The 15925-nt window shown below is 37.9% G+C and carries 14 protein-coding genes; 5 read left to right on the top strand and 9 right to left on the bottom strand.

All coding sequences use genetic code 11. From position 1 onward, the window contains the following. Window positions 1-145 precede the first annotated feature (145 nt). Entirely contained in the window at window positions 146-358 is a 213-nt protein-coding gene (locus tag CDO84_RS08565; protein WP_040083057.1) for a hypothetical protein, read from the top strand. Between the two features lie 28 nt (window positions 359-386). On the opposite strand, the gene CDO84_RS08560 is transcribed toward CDO84_RS08565, so the two are convergent. Both CDO84_RS08560 and CDO84_RS08555 read right to left on the bottom strand, forming a co-directional pair. Further along, a complete protein-coding gene (locus CDO84_RS08560; RefSeq protein ID WP_040083059.1) occupies window positions 387-953 on the bottom strand; it encodes a hypothetical protein in 567 nt (188 codons plus the stop codon). 539 nt (window positions 954-1492) lie between these two features. Then, on the bottom strand, window positions 1493-2332 hold the full coding sequence (locus CDO84_RS08555; RefSeq protein ID WP_040083061.1) for a thymidylate synthase: 840 nt from the start codon (window positions 2330-2332) through the stop codon (window positions 1493-1495). Window positions 2333-2648: 316 nt separating this feature from the next. Here CDO84_RS08555 and CDO84_RS08550 point away from each other — a divergent pair, with 316 nt between their 5' ends. After that, the gene (locus CDO84_RS08550) at window positions 2649-3296 is read left to right on the top strand and encodes a VanZ family protein (RefSeq protein WP_332457862.1); all 648 of its coding nucleotides are present in this window, start codon (window positions 2649-2651) and stop codon (window positions 3294-3296) included. 92 nt (window positions 3297-3388) lie between these two features. Here the strand turns inward: CDO84_RS08550 and dutA are convergent, their stop codons facing one another. Together dutA and CDO84_RS08540 are read right to left on the bottom strand one after the other, a co-directional pair. Further along, window positions 3389-3817: a dUTP diphosphatase DutA gene (gene dutA / locus CDO84_RS08545; protein WP_069149646.1), complete on the bottom strand. Its 429-nt coding sequence runs from the start codon at window positions 3815-3817 to the stop codon at window positions 3389-3391. A 34-nt stretch (window positions 3818-3851) separates the two neighbouring features. Next, window positions 3852-4313, bottom strand: coding sequence for a DUF2691 family protein (locus tag CDO84_RS08540; RefSeq protein ID WP_014664097.1), 462 nt, complete (start codon window positions 4311-4313; stop codon window positions 3852-3854). Window positions 4314-4959: 646 nt separating this feature from the next. Here CDO84_RS08540 and alr point away from each other — a divergent pair. Beyond that, on the top strand, window positions 4960-6144 hold the full coding sequence (gene alr, locus CDO84_RS08535) for an alanine racemase (protein ID WP_014664095.1): 1185 nt from the start codon (window positions 4960-4962) through the stop codon (window positions 6142-6144). 78 nt (window positions 6145-6222) lie between these two features. Here alr and CDO84_RS08530 read toward each other — a convergent pair whose 3' ends face one another. Then, window positions 6223-7638: a sugar porter family MFS transporter gene (locus CDO84_RS08530; protein ID WP_082033000.1), complete on the bottom strand. Its 1416-nt coding sequence runs from the start codon at window positions 7636-7638 to the stop codon at window positions 6223-6225. A gap of 409 nt (window positions 7639-8047) precedes the next feature. On the opposite strand from CDO84_RS08530, the gene CDO84_RS08525 reads away from it, so the two are divergent. After that, window positions 8048-8659, top strand: a complete 612-nt coding sequence (locus CDO84_RS08525) for a thermonuclease family protein (protein ID WP_040083067.1) — start codon at window positions 8048-8050, stop codon at window positions 8657-8659. A gap of 213 nt (window positions 8660-8872) precedes the next feature. Here CDO84_RS08525 and CDO84_RS08520 read toward each other — a convergent pair whose 3' ends face one another. The 3 genes from CDO84_RS08520 to xylA all read right to left on the bottom strand — a co-directional run bounded on the left by CDO84_RS08520 (window position 8873) and on the right by xylA (window position 12800). Then, window positions 8873-9571, bottom strand: a complete 699-nt coding sequence (locus tag CDO84_RS08520; protein ID WP_040083068.1) for a glycoside hydrolase family 11 protein — start codon at window positions 9569-9571, stop codon at window positions 8873-8875. Window positions 9572-9814: 243 nt separating this feature from the next. After that, window positions 9815-11317 carry a xylulokinase gene (gene xylB / locus CDO84_RS08515; protein ID WP_040083070.1) on the bottom strand — a complete coding sequence of 501 codons (1503 nt, stop codon included), beginning with the start codon at window positions 11315-11317 and terminating at the stop codon, window positions 9815-9817. Window positions 11318-11462: 145 nt separating this feature from the next. Further along, a complete protein-coding gene (gene xylA, locus CDO84_RS08510; protein ID WP_040083071.1) occupies window positions 11463-12800 on the bottom strand; it encodes a xylose isomerase in 1338 nt (445 codons plus the stop codon). A gap of 240 nt (window positions 12801-13040) precedes the next feature. Here xylA and xylR point away from each other — a divergent pair, with 240 nt between their 5' ends. Then, complete coding sequence (gene xylR / locus CDO84_RS08505; RefSeq protein ID WP_040083073.1) at window positions 13041-14195, top strand: transcriptional repressor XylR; 1155 nt, start codon at window positions 13041-13043, stop codon at window positions 14193-14195. Window positions 14196-14302: 107 nt separating this feature from the next. Here xylR and xynB read toward each other — a convergent pair whose 3' ends face one another. After that, a complete protein-coding gene (xynB, locus tag CDO84_RS08500) occupies window positions 14303-15904 on the bottom strand; it encodes a xylan 1,4-beta-xylosidase (protein ID WP_040083074.1) in 1602 nt (533 codons plus the stop codon). Window positions 15905-15925: the final 21 nt, after the last annotated feature.

Here is a 15925-nt window from a genome sequence, read left to right as displayed (position 1 = left end):
GTGGGGCTTTCAATTATTTCTTTATTACAAAAATAATATTCAAAGACAGTTTGACAATATTCTATTGTTTGCTGATTATTGAATTATCTTAATATTCAGCTCTTTCGTTTGTTTATATCACATTATAATATAGGGTGGAATTTGTATGAAATACGAAAAAACAGGTCTTTTTGGGATAATTCTTGTTATTATTGCTCTACTGGTATCAATGTATTTTATGTTTAATACAAAAGCGTTGATTCCTGCTGGATATGATTTAGCTATTCATGGAATAGTTATATCAAGAACATTAATGATCGCTTTCACTTTGTATCTAGTTTCAAAATTAGGATATTTTCTTCTTAATAAAAAAGATTAGCTTTTAAGCTAATCTTTTTTATATAAGATTAATAGTTTTTCAGAGCATATTCTCCATACATAGGTTTTTTAACTACATATTTTTTCTTTGATACACATTTACCAGTAACAATATCCTTGTGACAGTTGTACCCTTCTTCTACATTATATCTAACTCTATATGCCATATAGACTCTTTTATTTGCTCCAACATTTAGAGTGTATCCTTTAGAGCTAGCTACAGAGCCTGCAGTAGATATTCCTAAACCACTAATAGATCCGCTTACAGTTGTTGTAAAAGTAACTGTTTTGTTTGCAGTAATAGATCCCCCTTTACTGCCAGTTGCTATATTATCGGATACCCTTTTAAAACTAGACCAGCTTTTATACGTTTTAACATTCATCTTAACATTGCGAAAATCGTTCACAAATTGCGCAGTAAACTCTCCGCCTCCAGATTCAGTCGACTCGTTTGCAAATACAGTATGTACTTGTGATGCCACATCGTTAACAGTCTTGTCTGCTCCTTTTTCAGCAGCTAATACATTGCCATTAGGAACACCTAATATAAATAGAGCAATCGAACTAATGGCTAACTTACAAAAAACTTTTTTCATCAACAACAGTCCTTTCTATGTATTCATTTAGTACCATATAAGTATACAATTTCTAGAAATATATTTAAATGGTTATTTTTAAATGTTGGGAATATTTTTTATATATAGGCTGAGTAAGAGAATAATAGATGAAAAACAGAGATTATGACGGCGATTCTTTAATGTGATCGCATGTATAAATACAAAACCAGTCAATTCTAACGATAAAAGTTTGAAGCATAGAATAGACTCAACAATCCTTACAGCTATCGTATAGACTTTTCTTCGCAACACAATATTCTTAAGGCCTATAATATTATTAGCAGGAATTACACCTGATAAAACGAATTGCCTTTTCACCGCGTATTCAATTTTTTCAGATCAAAGAATCCGCCATTCCTCTTGTACGTAAGACCATCTGACACTTTTAAACAATACCTTCGGTTACATGCGCTCTAATTTTGTTTTCTCTTTATTTGCAACTTATATTCTGTTATAGAATATCCTTTCATATTTAAATTTTATAAAAATTACCAACAATAAAATAAAAAAAGGCAGCATTAAACTGCTACCTCAAATGAAAGCTTGTCCCCATGCTTATAGTTGATTAACTTAAAATCATCGATTGTAAAATCATAAAAATCTTTCACTTCAGGATTGATCCATAGTTCCGGTGCTTCAAACTGTTCTCTTTCCATCTGGATTTTCAAATTGTCTATATGACGGGTGTACACATGGCAATCCCCAATGTTAAAGATATATTCACCAAGCTCATAGCCAGTCACTTGAGCAATCATGCGCTGCAACACATTATACTGAAATACATTGAACGGATTCCCCAAAGCCATGTCATTGCTCCGCGCTCTTACCTCAAGGTGGAGTTTCCCTTGTTTCACGTACCACTGTGTCTCGTATACACATGGTGTTAAGGCCATTGCGTCTAATTCATCAGGATTCCACAGCATTGTAATGTGCCTGCGTGAAGATGGATTATTCTTCAATTGATGAAGAAGATAATCAACTTGATCCACCTTTTCTCCATTTAAATTTCTGTTTTTCTTCCCCAGCTGAAATCCATATGCATGACCAATGGTGCCATCTTCTTGTTTCCACTGATCCCAAATATGTACGCCCATCTTGTTTAAATCATTAACATCGTTCGATTTCAGCTGCCAAATCCAGAGCAATTCTTTAATGGCTGTTTTCCAGGCAACTTTTTTTGTCGTTAAAATCGGAACCTCTGAGTTGTCGAATCTCATTTGCTTACTAATCACGCTTAGTGTATGAGCCGGTGTTCCATCTGAGTCCCACTTTGTTCTTACTTGAAATTCTTCGTCTGAGATTCCATTATTTATAATGTCATTTATGATTGAACTGTATTGTTTATCGAATTGAGTCATGGCAATTCATTTCCTTCCTTCATTTTCAGTTGCTTGGCATAATATATTACGAATACAATATTATCGCAAATAGTAAGCACGCACCGATAAAATGAGATTCTTATTCCATCCCTTTGTGTGTAAAGAGGAGTTACCCCCTCTTTTACATCGGTATTTCTCCATAACATAGTCTGTCACATTGCTTTTAGTTACCGCAAGTTTTGACCCAGACACACCATTTAACTTGGTTAAGTTGATGATATCCTAGTTTTTATTTGCCCTCTGATCAAACATTCTTTTATTTTAGAAATTCCTTCATTTTCCTATTTGTGTTAAAATGAATCAAAAAGGAAATTGTGGTGTACTTATGCTCGACTCGTCTTTTCTCTTGCCATTTTTAATGGTCCTCTATTTTTGCTTTCTAGTTTATCGACTCATTAAACGAGCCCTTTTTAAAAAAGATGGATTACCCATACATAAGCATATCGTTATCTTTTGTTTATTGGTTTACTTTTTCAATTTGATAAGTGTTACATTATTTCCTCTGCCCGTAGATGCTGGTTTGATAAAAGATAAGAGGTACGACTCTTATCTCCCATTTGTATCAGGGAATAACTTCATCCCATTTTATTTCTTTGTAGATGTTTATCACGAAGGCCTACAATTTTATGTAATCAGATCAATAGGAGGAAACCTGATATTACTGCTCCCAGTTGGCTTTTTATTTCCACTGTTATTTGAAAAGCTTAATAACCTTAAAAAAATATTACTAATTGGATTTTTCATTTCTTTGTTTATTGAACTAACACAGCTTTCGTATTCAGTGTATATAAAATCTGTTTACAGAAGTTTTGACGTGGATGATTTAATGCTTAACACCTTAGGGACTTTGTTAGGCTATTGGTTCTTTTACATGTTAAGCATGTATTATAAAAGACTAGCTAATCGCTATAAAAATAAAAATAGGACCTCAATAAACATTTAATCATTTGCTGATCAAATTAGATAATATGTACCTTGGCTGTAATCTGCATTGATCAATCACACATCATGAAGACAGCCAAGGATTTATTTTGTTTACTTAGTACCTGTTGAACCGAGTCCTCCTCTATCCTCGTTTCCCAAATGCTCAACTTCAACCAATTCAACCGCCGGCATTTTCTTCATGATTCTAAACTGACAGATACGATCACCCTTCTTAATTTCAGTATCGCGCAATGCATAAGCAGGAAAGAACCAAAAATCGTTGTCTCCCTTGTATGACTCATCAATAACACCCATTGAATTTGTTTGAATAACGCCAAAGTTCTTATATGTGCTTGACCGAGGAACGACATGTGCTTCGTAACCTTCTGGCAGCTCCATTGCTACACCTAATGGGACAAGCTTAAATTCATCTTTTTTGATTGTTACATCTTCAGCCGCTCGAAGATCGATCCAGTCTCCCTTCTCAATTTTGCTGATTCTTGTTTGTGTTTCATCTAGATATTTGATTTTAATTTGCATTGTTATGTATTAGCTCCTTTTATTTTATTGGCTATCATACAGTAAGGCCTGTTCTTGTGTCATTTTCATCAGTTATAAACTGAACGTCTTCAAAATCATTGTGTAAAGCATTAAAATAAAGTTTTTCAATGGTATTTTTGTTTTTACAGTAAATCGAAACGTAGCTATTATCTGCTATCAAAAGTACAAATTCGCAATCACTGTCAGCAAACTCTTCATATGTATTGACTTGATTAACTGTTTTTCCATGTGGAAATGCTTTCAATTCAACGAAAATGGTATAGTACTGATTCGTTTTTAATAGTTGCGCAAAATCCGCCCCTTCAACAATAGCAAAGTCATGAAAAAGCTCCTCATTATCGAGCTCTCCATCTACTACAAAATAAGATTCACCACTCGTTTGCCACTTATAATGAGCTATGTCTACTGGCTGCAGTATTCTCCATAGAAAATTTCCATATTCATTCGGTATTTGAAAACTAACTCCCCTTTTCATGTATACCCCTTACTTAAACAATTTTTTGAATACGAATTTAATTATATACTCTGATGTCAGGTTTATGGAACAAGGAATCGACTGCTTTTTGAACGGATTATCTTTTACAGAATTTTCTCAGTCCTTCTCATTTAAAAGGTTCTTCTAATGTTCATACCTTAGGCGCCCCCCTTTCCTCTAGGCTCAGTCAGTATCTTTATATAAAGTGTCTTTCTTGTTCTATTCTCTGCAGACCGTACTTTTTCGCTTTAATCATCTTCATGTTTTGGGCAGTTTGCTCCGTCATAGTGTTCAACACTCTAATCGGTATCCCTTGTTATTGAGAACGGTGAAACCTCCCTGTTTGATTTCTGGTTATCATTCCTCCTATGAGAGTGTACCAAAACAAATAATCACTGAAGATTATTTTTGATTAGTTGTACTTCTCATATCCTCAGCCTCCATATCCATTCTCATCCCCTTACAAGCCTCGTTTATCCGTATTTGCTATTCGAACATTGATTAGCACCTTTTCGTATCACATGGATTTGCTGTTGAATGATTTCAAATGAAGCTGAATAAAATAAGATCGAATCATCCAACAATTAACATTTATTCTTGCGGCAATAGGTGGCAGTTACAATCCATAAGAAGGAAGGAAGCGTTGATGATAAAGCTTTGCCGAGAAGTTTGGATCGAAGTCAATCTTGATGCCGTCAAAAAGAATTTGCGAGCGATCCGCCGTCATATTCCACATAAGAGCAAAATTATGGCTGTCGTAAAAGCGAACGGTTATGGTCACGGGTCTATAGAAGTGGCGCGTCATGCACTTGAACACGGGGCGAGTGAGCTCGCTGTTGCCAGCGTGGAGGAAGGAATCGTTTTACGAAAAGCGGGGATTACAGCACCTATCCTTGTGCTTGGTTTTACGTCCCTTAGTTGTGTGAAGAAGTCAGCGGCTTGGAATATAACATTATCAGCATTTCAGGTTGATTGGATAAAAGAAGCAAACGAGATATTGGAGAAAGAAGCAAGTACTGATCGGCTGGCTATTCATATTAACGTGGATACCGGCATGGGACGATTAGGTGTACGCACAAAGGAAGAGCTTTTAGCAGTAGTGAAAGCCCTAAAGGCAAGCGAATTTCTCAGGTGGACAGGGATTTTTACACATTTTTCAACAGCTGATGAACCAGACACAACACTCACAAAGCTGCAGCACGAAAAATTCATCAATTTTCTCAGCTTTTTAAAAGAACAAGGAATTGAGCTGCCCACCGTGCATATGTGCAACACAGCTGCAGCTATCGCATTTCCGGAATTTAGCGCTGATATGATCCGTTTAGGTATCGGCTTATATGGTTTATATCCTTCTTCCTATATTAAACAACTACATCTCGTTAAGCTTGAACCTGCGCTAAGTTTAAAAGCGCGCATCGCTTATGTCAAAACCATGCGGACAGAGCCCCGAACCGTTAGCTATGGTGCTACATACGTTGCAGAACCTAATGAAGTAATTGCTACAATCCCGATCGGCTATGCTGACGGCTATTCTCGTGCCCTTTCCAATCGCGGGTTTGTTCTTCACCGCGGAAAACGAGTGCCTGTAGCGGGAAGAGTAACAATGGATATGATCATGGTCAGTTTAGGAGAAAACGGTGAAGGTGAACAAGGAGAAGAAGTCGTAATTTACGGTAAGCAAAAAGGAGCTGAGATTTCCGTTGATGAAGTGGCTGAAATGCTCAATACGATTAACTATGAAGTGGTGTCTACATTAAGCCGCCGCATCCCTCGTTTTTATATAAGAGATGGCGAGATTTTCAAAGTATCAACTCCTGTATTATACGTGTAGAACATCTTAACATGCTGAATCAAAATCCCTCTGGCAGAGGGATTTTGTTTTTTCTGAAGAAGAGAGATTTCAACATATCTATACCTCAATAACTGATTGTTCAGGAGCATTATGATCATGTCGAAAACGGAAATGCTCTTCTAGTTCTTCAAGTGTACGCCCCTTTGTTTCCGGCATGAATTTGTACACAAAACCAATTGCCAATACACCTAAAGCCACGAATATAAAGAATGTAAAAGACAACCCTACAGAACTAAGCAAGATCGGGAAAGCAAAACCAATCACAAAGTTTAATATCCAGAGAAAAAAAACACTTATCCCAGAACCAAGTCCTCTCAATCTTTGAGGAAATATTTCCGCTATGACCAGCCAAGTCACAGGTCCTACACACCCTTGCATAAAGGCAAGAAATAAAACGGTCAAAGAAAGCACCACATAAGGAAGTGCCATAGATCCATCAAGCACAATTGAGAAAATTGCAATCAATAGGAGCGCTGTAGTCGTCCCCGCCAAACCAATCAACAATATTGGACGCCGCCTTACTTTTCCGACCAGCCAAATCCCAAATATAACTGCAATAACGGATATCAGCCCATTCCCAATATTAGCGATTAAAGCCGCTTTTGTGCCAAAACCGGATTCTTTAAGGATTTGTGTGCCATAATACATAATCGAGTTCACACCTGTAATTTGATTTACGATGGCTACACCGATTCCAATCAGCAAAAGACGGCGCAGCCATGGGGTAGAAAAGTCCTTGAGCGATGCCTTCTCAAGCTGTGTATCTTTTTCTACCGCTTTTTCAATTTCCCGATATTCAGCTTCTGCACGTTTATCTTCACGAATTTGTTTAAGAACACGCAGCGCCTCATTTTTTTTGCCTTTGGAGATTAGCCATCTCGGGCTTTCTGGCACCTTAAGCATACTGGCAAATAACATGATAGCCGGAACGGCACAAATGACTAGCATGTATCTCCAAACATGTCCCGTATTTGCCATTGTTACACCAAGGATGGCATTAAAAACATATGCTAAAAATTGCCCGCCAACAATCATTAGCTCATTTTGGGTTACCATACGTCCTCTCTTCTCATGCGGTGCCATTTCTGCTAAAAAGGCCGGTACCATCGCTGAGGCTCCCCCAACAGCCAGTCCCAATAAAAAACGAAAGACCGTCATGATGAAAACACTAGGTGCAAACGCTGTCCCAAGTGATGCCAAGAAAAATAAAAAAGAGAGATTAAGGATCATTTTACGGCGGCCATATCGATCAGCTAATCTTCCGCATAACAACGCTCCAAACGCCGCACCTAATAAAAGAATACTCGTAACAAGCCCTTCTGTAACCGCTGTTAAATGAAGCTGATCTGGTCTTGCCATAAAAGGCAAAGCTCCATTTATAACTCCGGTGTCATACCCAAAGAGAAGTCCTCCAAAAGTTGCTGAGATCATTATTAATTTTAACCTTCGATTTCGATGTTCATTCATATCCATCTCCCCTGCCTTTATTAAGAATACTTAATAAGCTCTTTCAGTGTGGATATTGATACAAAACTAATGTCATCTCGATCTTAGATTTCTGCGTTTATAATCGTTTGCATTTTTAATCAATAACATAAGCCATTAATTGTTATGTTGTAGTGATGTTTTTGTCATATTATTGTCACTTCTGATATTATCATAATTCTAAAAGCATTTTCAGTCAATATCATTTTCAGAATTGTTTATCTTCCTTCTGTAATGGTAATATTTTGGTCACCTTATTACAAAGTTAACCATTGGCAATTTCAGTGTAAGAAGCTCCCCTGAAGTTATAGGAATTTTCCATTCACAAAAAATGTCCATATCGTTATAATGTTGATGTTTAAACGCGAAAAGAGAAAATGATAAAGAGGGAATGAATATGAAGAAGATTTTGGTCAGTATGATCGCCATCGTTTTAAGTATGACTTTGGGAGCTTGCGGATCAATTCGCACATCAACAAACCATTCAGGTTCTAGTGAGGCTGAGCATACTCACTCTAATGAATATAAACAGCCAGAACAAGAGGCTGGCACGCCTCATAAGAAATTGGTAGATGTTACATTAGATAGAACAGTTGATGGAGATACGATTAAGGTGATTTACAACGGAAAAAAAGACACAGTTCGCTACTTGCTCGTTGATACACCTGAGACGAAGAAACCGCATTCTTGTGTTCAGCCATACGGTGAGGATGCGTCAAAACGAAATAAAGAATTGGTCAACAGCGGTAAGCTGCAGCTGGAATTTGATAAAGGCGATCGCAGAGATAAGTATGGAAGACTGTTAGCTTACGTTTATGCTGACGGCAAATCTGTTCAGGAAACATTGTTGAAAGAAGGATTGGCCAGAGTAGCATATGTATATGAGCCAAACACCAAATACATAGACCAATTCAGACTAGATGAGCAAGACGCAAAATTAGAAAAAATTTCCATCTGGAGCAAGAATGGATACGTGACCAATAGAGGTTTTCATGGCTGTGTGAAATAGAAAAACACTGCCTGCGAAATTTTCTGCTGTATAGCACACGAGATAGCTGATTTCGCAACTCCTAATAGTTAGAGTTGATCTTACTTTTTCAACATGAATCTTTTTGAATAATATAAAAAGCGTAGATAATAAAAAACCCCTTTCACGTTAATGTGAGGGGGTTTTTTGTGCATGAACATACTACCAATATTCATCGTAAACCAAGAGAAAGGATTATTGACTTTTCCCACCAACAGTCAATACATTGGTAGTTACATTAGCACTGCCATTACTTTGATAGCCCTCTACAGTAAGTGCGGTTTCATACATCTTACCCATTGGCATTCCTAAGCTTTCCCACTTTTTGAAGTGTTCGCTGACAGATACGGTTCCGCTTGTTCGTTTTGTCTGCCGGACACTCCAATACTGTTTAAAGGTTGCGATACCTATAATGGAAGGTTGGTTGATTCTAGTGGTCTCATAAATGTCATATGTCCCTCCATCAACAGTAAATGTACCTTTAGGCGTTCCAGTCGGTCTATAGGTGCCCCAATTATCGACGATGTAATATTCTACGAGCGGATCTTTTGTCCATCCATAAACACACAGATATGAATTTCCTCCCGGATTGAAGGTTGCGTTGTAACGAATTGATATATTTCCAAGTTGTGAGTGAGTCTTGGTTGTATCGAATTTCTTGCCTTTTCGGAATAAAGCATTCCCAATGTTACTCCACTGGGCGCTAAACGCGCCACCGCTATTTAGCGTCATACTAGTGTTCCCATAATCCTTCCACAATTCATAATCATAGCCATCTTGGGAGCCAGTTTGATTTGAGGTGATTGTAGTTGCCGCCTGTGCGGACCATGCAGGTAATGTCAGTGCTAGACTAAATAAAACTACTAACAAAAACTTCATTCTTTTTTGCTTCATTTGGTATTCCTCCTGTTTGATGAGGGTGTATTTGGTCTTACCGTTGTGCTCACCACCTTTCAAAAGAGGCTGCCATGGTAGTTAGAATTATTCTCTCAATCCCCCTAAAAAGCTTAGTTTATAATGTAATAGCCTATTGTTTTTTTGAAAATAGAATTGCATGAAATCATTTTTTTGATAACGTTTTCAATTTTGTTAACAGATAACGCCTTTGATGGTGATTCGTCGCTAATTGTTCCATTGTCATTCGTTTTTTCGAAAGCTTTTCATAGCTGTATTGAGATCCTTTGTGTGAGTGTAAATGCTCTTATACAAATCAAATAGTGTTTTATATTTTTGGACATTTTGTTCCATTGGATAAAATGTAGCAGCCTTACGAATGAACTGCTTTGCACATTCTTCAAGGGACTCAAACCAACCACTTCCAAAGGCAGCCAGCATAGCAGCCCCCATGGCTGGGCCTTGTTCATTTTCTAACTTAATCACCCTCGCATTGAAAATATCAGCTTGCATTTGCAGCCACGTTTCATTTTTAGCACCCCCACCAATAGAAACGACAGTATTAGCTGATTTTCCCGCTTCGCGGAATAGCTCAATTGATTCATGCAAAGAGAATGTGATACCTTCCATTATCGCCCTCAAAAAGTGCTCTCTTTTGTGGGCTCCATCCATTCCGATCAAGCTTCCCCGAATAGAAGAATCAGCATGCGGCGTTCTTTCACCCACCAAATAAGGAGTGTATAGCAGCCCATTGGCTCCTATCGGAATAGATTCCACCCCCTGCAATAATTGCTCAAACGATTCGTTTGGCGCAAACGTATTTTTAAACCAGTCCAAGCTGTATCCTGCAGCGAGCGTGACTCCCATCGTATAAAAAGAATCCTTTTTTCCATGATTAAAAAAGTGCACTTTCCCTTTAAAGTCTCTTTCATTGTCTTCTTCATAGGAAAGTATGACCCCTGAGGTCCCAATACTGCATAATGTTTTGCCGGAAGAAAGAATATCCGCTCCAATAGCACCGCAAGCATTATCCGCTCCCCCGGCGTACACTTTTGTTTTTTCCAATAGTCCTGTCTCCGCGGCGACATTCGGAAGCAGCGATCCTACACAATCATGAGATTCAACAAGCGGAGGGCAAATATCTACAGGTATACCAAATTGTTTGCAAATATCATCGCTCCACTTCTTGCGGGCAATATGTAAAAGTAAAGTCCCTGCTGCATCGGAGTATTCAGTGTGAATGGCACCAGTCATACGGAATCTCACATAGTCTTTTGGAAGCAAAAAAACAGCAGTTTTTTTGAAAAGTTCAGGTTCATTTTCCTTCACCCATAACATTTTAGGTAATGTAAACCCTTCAAGAACGCGGTTTTTTGTGATGTCAAGCAGATGATCGCCAAATGTCTCGGTAATCCTGATACATTGAGGCGTCGTTCTGGTATCATTCCAAAGAATTGCATGGCGCAACACCTGACGATTTTGGTCAAGCAGCACCAACCCATGCATTTGTCCCGAATAGCTTATCCCATCAATATCCTTGGCTTGAATTTCAGATATAGAAACCAATTCAGCCAATGCTTCAATTGTTTGCTGCACCCAGTCTTCAGGATTTTGCTCACTATATCCCGCCTTCTCTTGGATGAGTGGATAACGTTTGGACGTTTCTGCACAAACCTTGCCGTTTTGATTGACTAAAATGGTTTTAACAGCACTCGTCCCTAGATCAATTCCAATGACGTACTTCATTTTTCCACTCCTTACCCTTTAAAAAATCATTCACTCTAAATAAATCCCAATTATAAAAATTACCCGTCATAACAATCAGAAAGAGTAAAGGAATTATGACGGGTAGTTCGGTGACTTTGTATCGCAGGATCTGAAGCTTATCCCGTTACACTTCTAAAATGTATTGGTTCAATATCGCTTTTAATCGCTCCTGTCTTCCAGATTCGTTTTTAATTGATTGATTATTTAGCGCATATTGCTCAAGTGTATTGAAATTAGCTCTTCCTTCTATAATGTCAAGACCAATCCCTTCAGTAAAGCTGCGGTAACGGTGTTGAATCACATCTTCAAACACACGATCTTCGATTAATTTATGGGCGACTTTCAATCCTCTTGCAAATGCATCCATCCCTGCAATATGGGCATATATTAGATCATCAGGCTCAAAAGAAGATCTTCTGACCTTCGCGTCAAAGTTTAATCCGCCGCTTCCAAGGCCGCCATTTTGCAGAATTTCGTACATTGCTAATGTCGCAGAATATAAATCTGTCGGAAATTCATCTGTGTCCCAGCCTAACAGAGGGTGTCCCTGGTTCGCGTCAACAGAGCCAAGCAGACCATGCACTCTTGCCATGCGTAATTCGTGTTCGAATGTATGCCCGGCTAATGTGGCATGATTGGCTTCGAGATTTAATTTAAAATGATTGTCTAAGCCATATTGCTTTAAAAAGGCAATGGTTGTTGCTGCATCTGTATCGTATTGATGGGCGGTCGGCTCTTTTGGTTTTGGCTCAATCAAAAACTGCCCTGTGTACCCGATTTCCTTCGCGTAATCCACTACCATATGCAAAAATCTTGCCAAATTATCAAGCTCAAATTTTAAATCGGTATTTAACAATGTTTCATATCCTTCACGGCCGCCCCAAAATACATAGTTCTCGGCGCCAAGCTCTTTTGCTGTTTCTAACCCTTTTTTCACTTGGGCTGCAGCGTACGCAAACACATCTGCATTGCAAGAAGTCGCAGCGCCATGGACGAAACGGGGATTTGTAAACATGTTTGCAGTATTCCATAATAGCTTAACGTTGCTATTTCTCATGTAATCTTTGATCATGCTCACGATCATATCTAAATTTTGGTTAGTCTCTTTTAGCGTACTTCCTTCTGGTGCAATATCCCGGTCATGAAAAGCAAAATATGGTGCATCTAGTTTTTCAAACATCTCAAATGCTGCTTCTACTCTCACCTTCGCTAGATCCATGCCTTTATAGTGATCCCACGGCCTTTGCATTGTAGCTGCTCCAAAAACGTCTGTGCCATCAGCAGTAAATGTATGCCAATAAGCAATAGAAAATCGCAAATGCTCTTTCATCGTTTTTCCGCCGAGTACTTCTTGAGGATTATAATATTTAAATGCTAAAGGATTAGTCGAATCTTTCCCTTCGTAAACCACTTTGTTTGCGCTTCCAAAATAGTTGATTGAACTAGAATGAGATTGAGCCATGTGATTTCCCCCTTAAAAATAAATTCAAAACATGATCATTCAAATACAGCTGCATTTATTTCATAGCTGCTTGTTAGTTTGTTGCCTGAACAAACTAACTTATTTTCATCTTATATAACCTCATCAGTATTTTCAATATTTTTTTAGTTTTTTATTAACACATTAGATATAATAAAGGGAAGATTCACTATGTACTATGTTCATACTTAATTTAAAGGTTATATAAATGGAGTGGATGAAGTGGATATCGCAGATCAAGCCTTTGTTAAAAAAGTAAATCAAAAGTTATTATTAAAAGAAATACTTAAAAATTCACCGATTTCAAGAGCAAAATTATCTGAAATGACTGGATTAAATAAATCAACTGTTTCATCACAGGTAAACACATTAATGAAAGAAAATCTTGTATTTGAAATAGGACAAGGTCAATCAAGTGGCGGAAGAAGGCCTGTCATGCTTGTTTTTAATAAAAAGGCAGGATACTCCGTAGGAATAGATGTTGGTGTGGATTATATCAATGGCATTTTAACAGACCTTGAAGGGACGATCGTTCTTGATCAACACCACCATTTAGAATCAAATTCTCCAGAAATAACGAAAGACATTTTAATTGATATGATTCATCACTTTATTACGCATATGCCCCAATCTCCTTACGGTCTTATTGGTATAGGCATCTGTGTGCCAGGACTCATTGATAAAAATCAAAAAATTGTTTTCACTCCGAACTCGAACTGGAAAGATATCGACTTAAAATCTTCTATACATGAGAAGTTCAATGTGCCTGTTTTTATTGAAAATGAGGCAAATGCTGGCGCATATGGAGAAAAAGTATTTGGTGCTGCAAAAAATCACGATAACATTATTTATGCAAGTATCAGTACAGGGATAGGGATCGGTATTATTATCAACAACCATTTATATAGAGGGGTAAGCGGATTCTCTGGAGAAATGGGACATATGACAATTGACTTTAATGGTCCTAAATGCAGTTGCGGAAACCGAGGTTGCTGGGAATTATATGCTTCAGAAAAGGCTTTATTAACATCTCTTCAGACGAAAGAGAAAAAAGTGTCCTATCAAGATATCATAGAGCTCGCCCATGCAAATGATATCAGCACCTTACATGCATTACAGAATTTTGGATTCTATTTAGGAATAGGCCTTACCAATATTCTAAATACATTCAATCCACAAGCCATCATTTTAAGAAACAGCATAATTGAATCCCATCCTATGGTTTTAAATTCAATTAGAAGCGAAGTATCGTCCAGGGTTTATTCCCAATTAGGCAATAGCTATGAATTATTACCATCTTCCTTAGGAAAAAATGCGCCGGCATTAGGAATGTCCTCCATTGTGATTGATCATTTTCTGGATATGGTTACAATGTAATGTCGCTCTCCGCTCATCTTTATTGATGAGCTTTTTGTTTGTGATATAGGACACATTCTTATATGAAAAAGGAGTTCTAAAATAGAGCCTCCTTTTTCACATATACTTTATTTTTCTTTATAGCGAAAATATCTAAAGTCGGCCGGAATATGATGACCGCTGGTATCTTGACATTGCATCCCTACAAAGGCTCCTGTGAAGAATCCTCCCCCACGGATGTAATCATCTGATAATTTTTTCGATTCCAATGCAATATCAATTTTGTGCCAATCTTCTTTGTTAAAAGAATAGAAATAATAATATTTTTCCTTGTCGATATTTACTTTTAAATATACATACTTTACTTCACGAGGAATAACAATTTTATTGTGTAATGGCTGTGAAAAAGAAAAGTTATCACATATTGTTAATTCAAGAATACGGCCAAGTTCTTCATCATGCGTGATTTGAAGAGCCGTCCAGTTCTCTGTATTGTAGTAGTTCACCAATCCAGCAGCTTGTTGAAAATTTTCCGGGAAAAACGCTACAGCTGTTTCCGCTTCAAAATGGAGGCTTTGCCAACGCCTGGCTACAAATGCCTGAGTAAATGTCGAGGTTAATGATTCATGACCGTATAATCGTAAATGATTTGGCACCTGGATTAATGAACCTAATTTTTCTGTAAACGGGATTCTTAACGTTTGAAAATTGATATTTAATGTTGAATCCTCAAATTCATCAACTTCGGGGTACGTGGCTTCAAACACGGTTTCCGGTATAGAAGGCGCTTCCACCTCCAAGCTTCCTTCTTTTCCGCCTGCTACATAGGGCCATTCATCTTTCCAGTAGAGTTTTTGAATAGCTGTTTCTCTGCCCAAAGGACAATATCCTCTCTGCTGAAAAATTGACTCATCATCTGGATGTATGGGACGTCCCGTTAAATGAGCTAAATACCACTCACCTGTATGTGTTTGAACAATGGATGCATGTCCGCATTTTTGCAATTGATTTCCTGGATCATGCCATGACGTTAAGATTGGATTATCGGGATGAACTTCATATGGTCCCTCAATATTTGCAGATCGGGCAATTGTTGCAGCATGTTCGAACCGTGTTCCGCCTTCTGCAGTTAGTAAATAATAATAGTTCCCGATATGATAAAGGTGCGGAGCTTCTGTTAGCTTTCTGTCAGTTCCTTTAAATATCACTTTCGGTTTACCGATTAATTTTTGCTCCTTATCAGAATATTCCTGGATGACAATTCCTCCAAAGGAGTGCCGGTCAATACGGTGATCCCATAACATATTTAATAAATATTTTTTTCCATCTGTATCATGGAATAAAGAAGCATCAAACCCCGAGCTGTTTAATGGTATCGGCTCTCCCCAATCACCATTAATCGTTTCACAAGTCACTAAATAATTGTGACAATCTTTCCAAGCGCCATCTACTACCTTAACGTCCGTATAGATCAGCCAGAACCTTCCATCACTATAGCTTAAACATGGTGCCCAAACCCCACCAGAATTAGGATTCCCTTTCATGTCTAATTGTGAAACTCTCTGTAATGGGTGTGCAACTAAGCGCCAATTGACTAAATCTTTTGAATGATGTATCTGGACTCCCGGAAACCACTCAAATGTAGATACAGCGATATAATAATCCTCTCCTACCCTGCAAATACTTGGATCGGGATTGAATCCTTTTAGGACTGGATTGGTAATCTTCATTTGGGACTCCTCCTCATTTTA

The organism is Bacillus sp. MD-5, assembly GCF_002201875.1.
GTDB lineage: Bacteria > Bacillota > Bacilli > Bacillales > Bacillaceae > Bacillus > Bacillus stercoris.
Note: the sequence above shows the minus strand (reverse complement) of the source record. Positions and strands in the feature narration are given on the sequence as shown.

Excerpts from the sequence above, each read along its gene's own strand:
- CDO84_RS08565 (WP_040083057.1), top strand. The coding sequence starts at position 146 with ATGAAATACGAAAAAACAGGTCTTTTTGGGATAATTCTTGTTATTATT.
- xylB (WP_040083070.1), bottom strand. The coding sequence starts at position 11,317 with ATGAAGTACGTCATTGGAATTGATCTAGGGACGAGTGCTGTTAAAACC.
- CDO84_RS08525 (WP_040083067.1), top strand. The coding sequence starts at position 8,048 with ATGAAGAAGATTTTGGTCAGTATGATCGCCATCGTTTTAAGTATGACT.
- CDO84_RS08540 (WP_014664097.1), bottom strand. The coding sequence starts at position 4,313 with ATGAAAAGGGGAGTTAGTTTTCAAATACCGAATGAATATGGAAATTTT.
- xylA (WP_040083071.1), bottom strand. The coding sequence starts at position 12,800 with ATGGCTCAATCTCATTCTAGTTCAATCAACTATTTTGGAAGCGCAAAC.
- xynB (WP_040083074.1), bottom strand. The coding sequence starts at position 15,904 with ATGAAGATTACCAATCCAGTCCTAAAAGGATTCAATCCCGATCCAAGT.
- CDO84_RS08555 (WP_040083061.1), bottom strand. The coding sequence starts at position 2,332 with ATGACTCAATTCGATAAACAATACAGTTCAATCATAAATGACATTATA.
- alr (WP_014664095.1), top strand. The coding sequence starts at position 4,960 with ATGATAAAGCTTTGCCGAGAAGTTTGGATCGAAGTCAATCTTGATGCC.
- CDO84_RS08560 (WP_040083059.1), bottom strand. The coding sequence starts at position 953 with ATGAAAAAAGTTTTTTGTAAGTTAGCCATTAGTTCGATTGCTCTATTT.
- CDO84_RS08530 (WP_082033000.1), bottom strand. The coding sequence starts at position 7,638 with ATGGATATGAATGAACATCGAAATCGAAGGTTAAAATTAATAATGATC.
- CDO84_RS08520 (WP_040083068.1), bottom strand. The coding sequence starts at position 9,571 with ATGAAGCAAAAAAGAATGAAGTTTTTGTTAGTAGTTTTATTTAGTCTA.
- CDO84_RS08550 (WP_332457862.1), top strand. The coding sequence starts at position 2,649 with ATGAATCAAAAAGGAAATTGTGGTGTACTTATGCTCGACTCGTCTTTT.
- dutA (WP_069149646.1), bottom strand. The coding sequence starts at position 3,817 with ATGCAAATTAAAATCAAATATCTAGATGAAACACAAACAAGAATCAGC.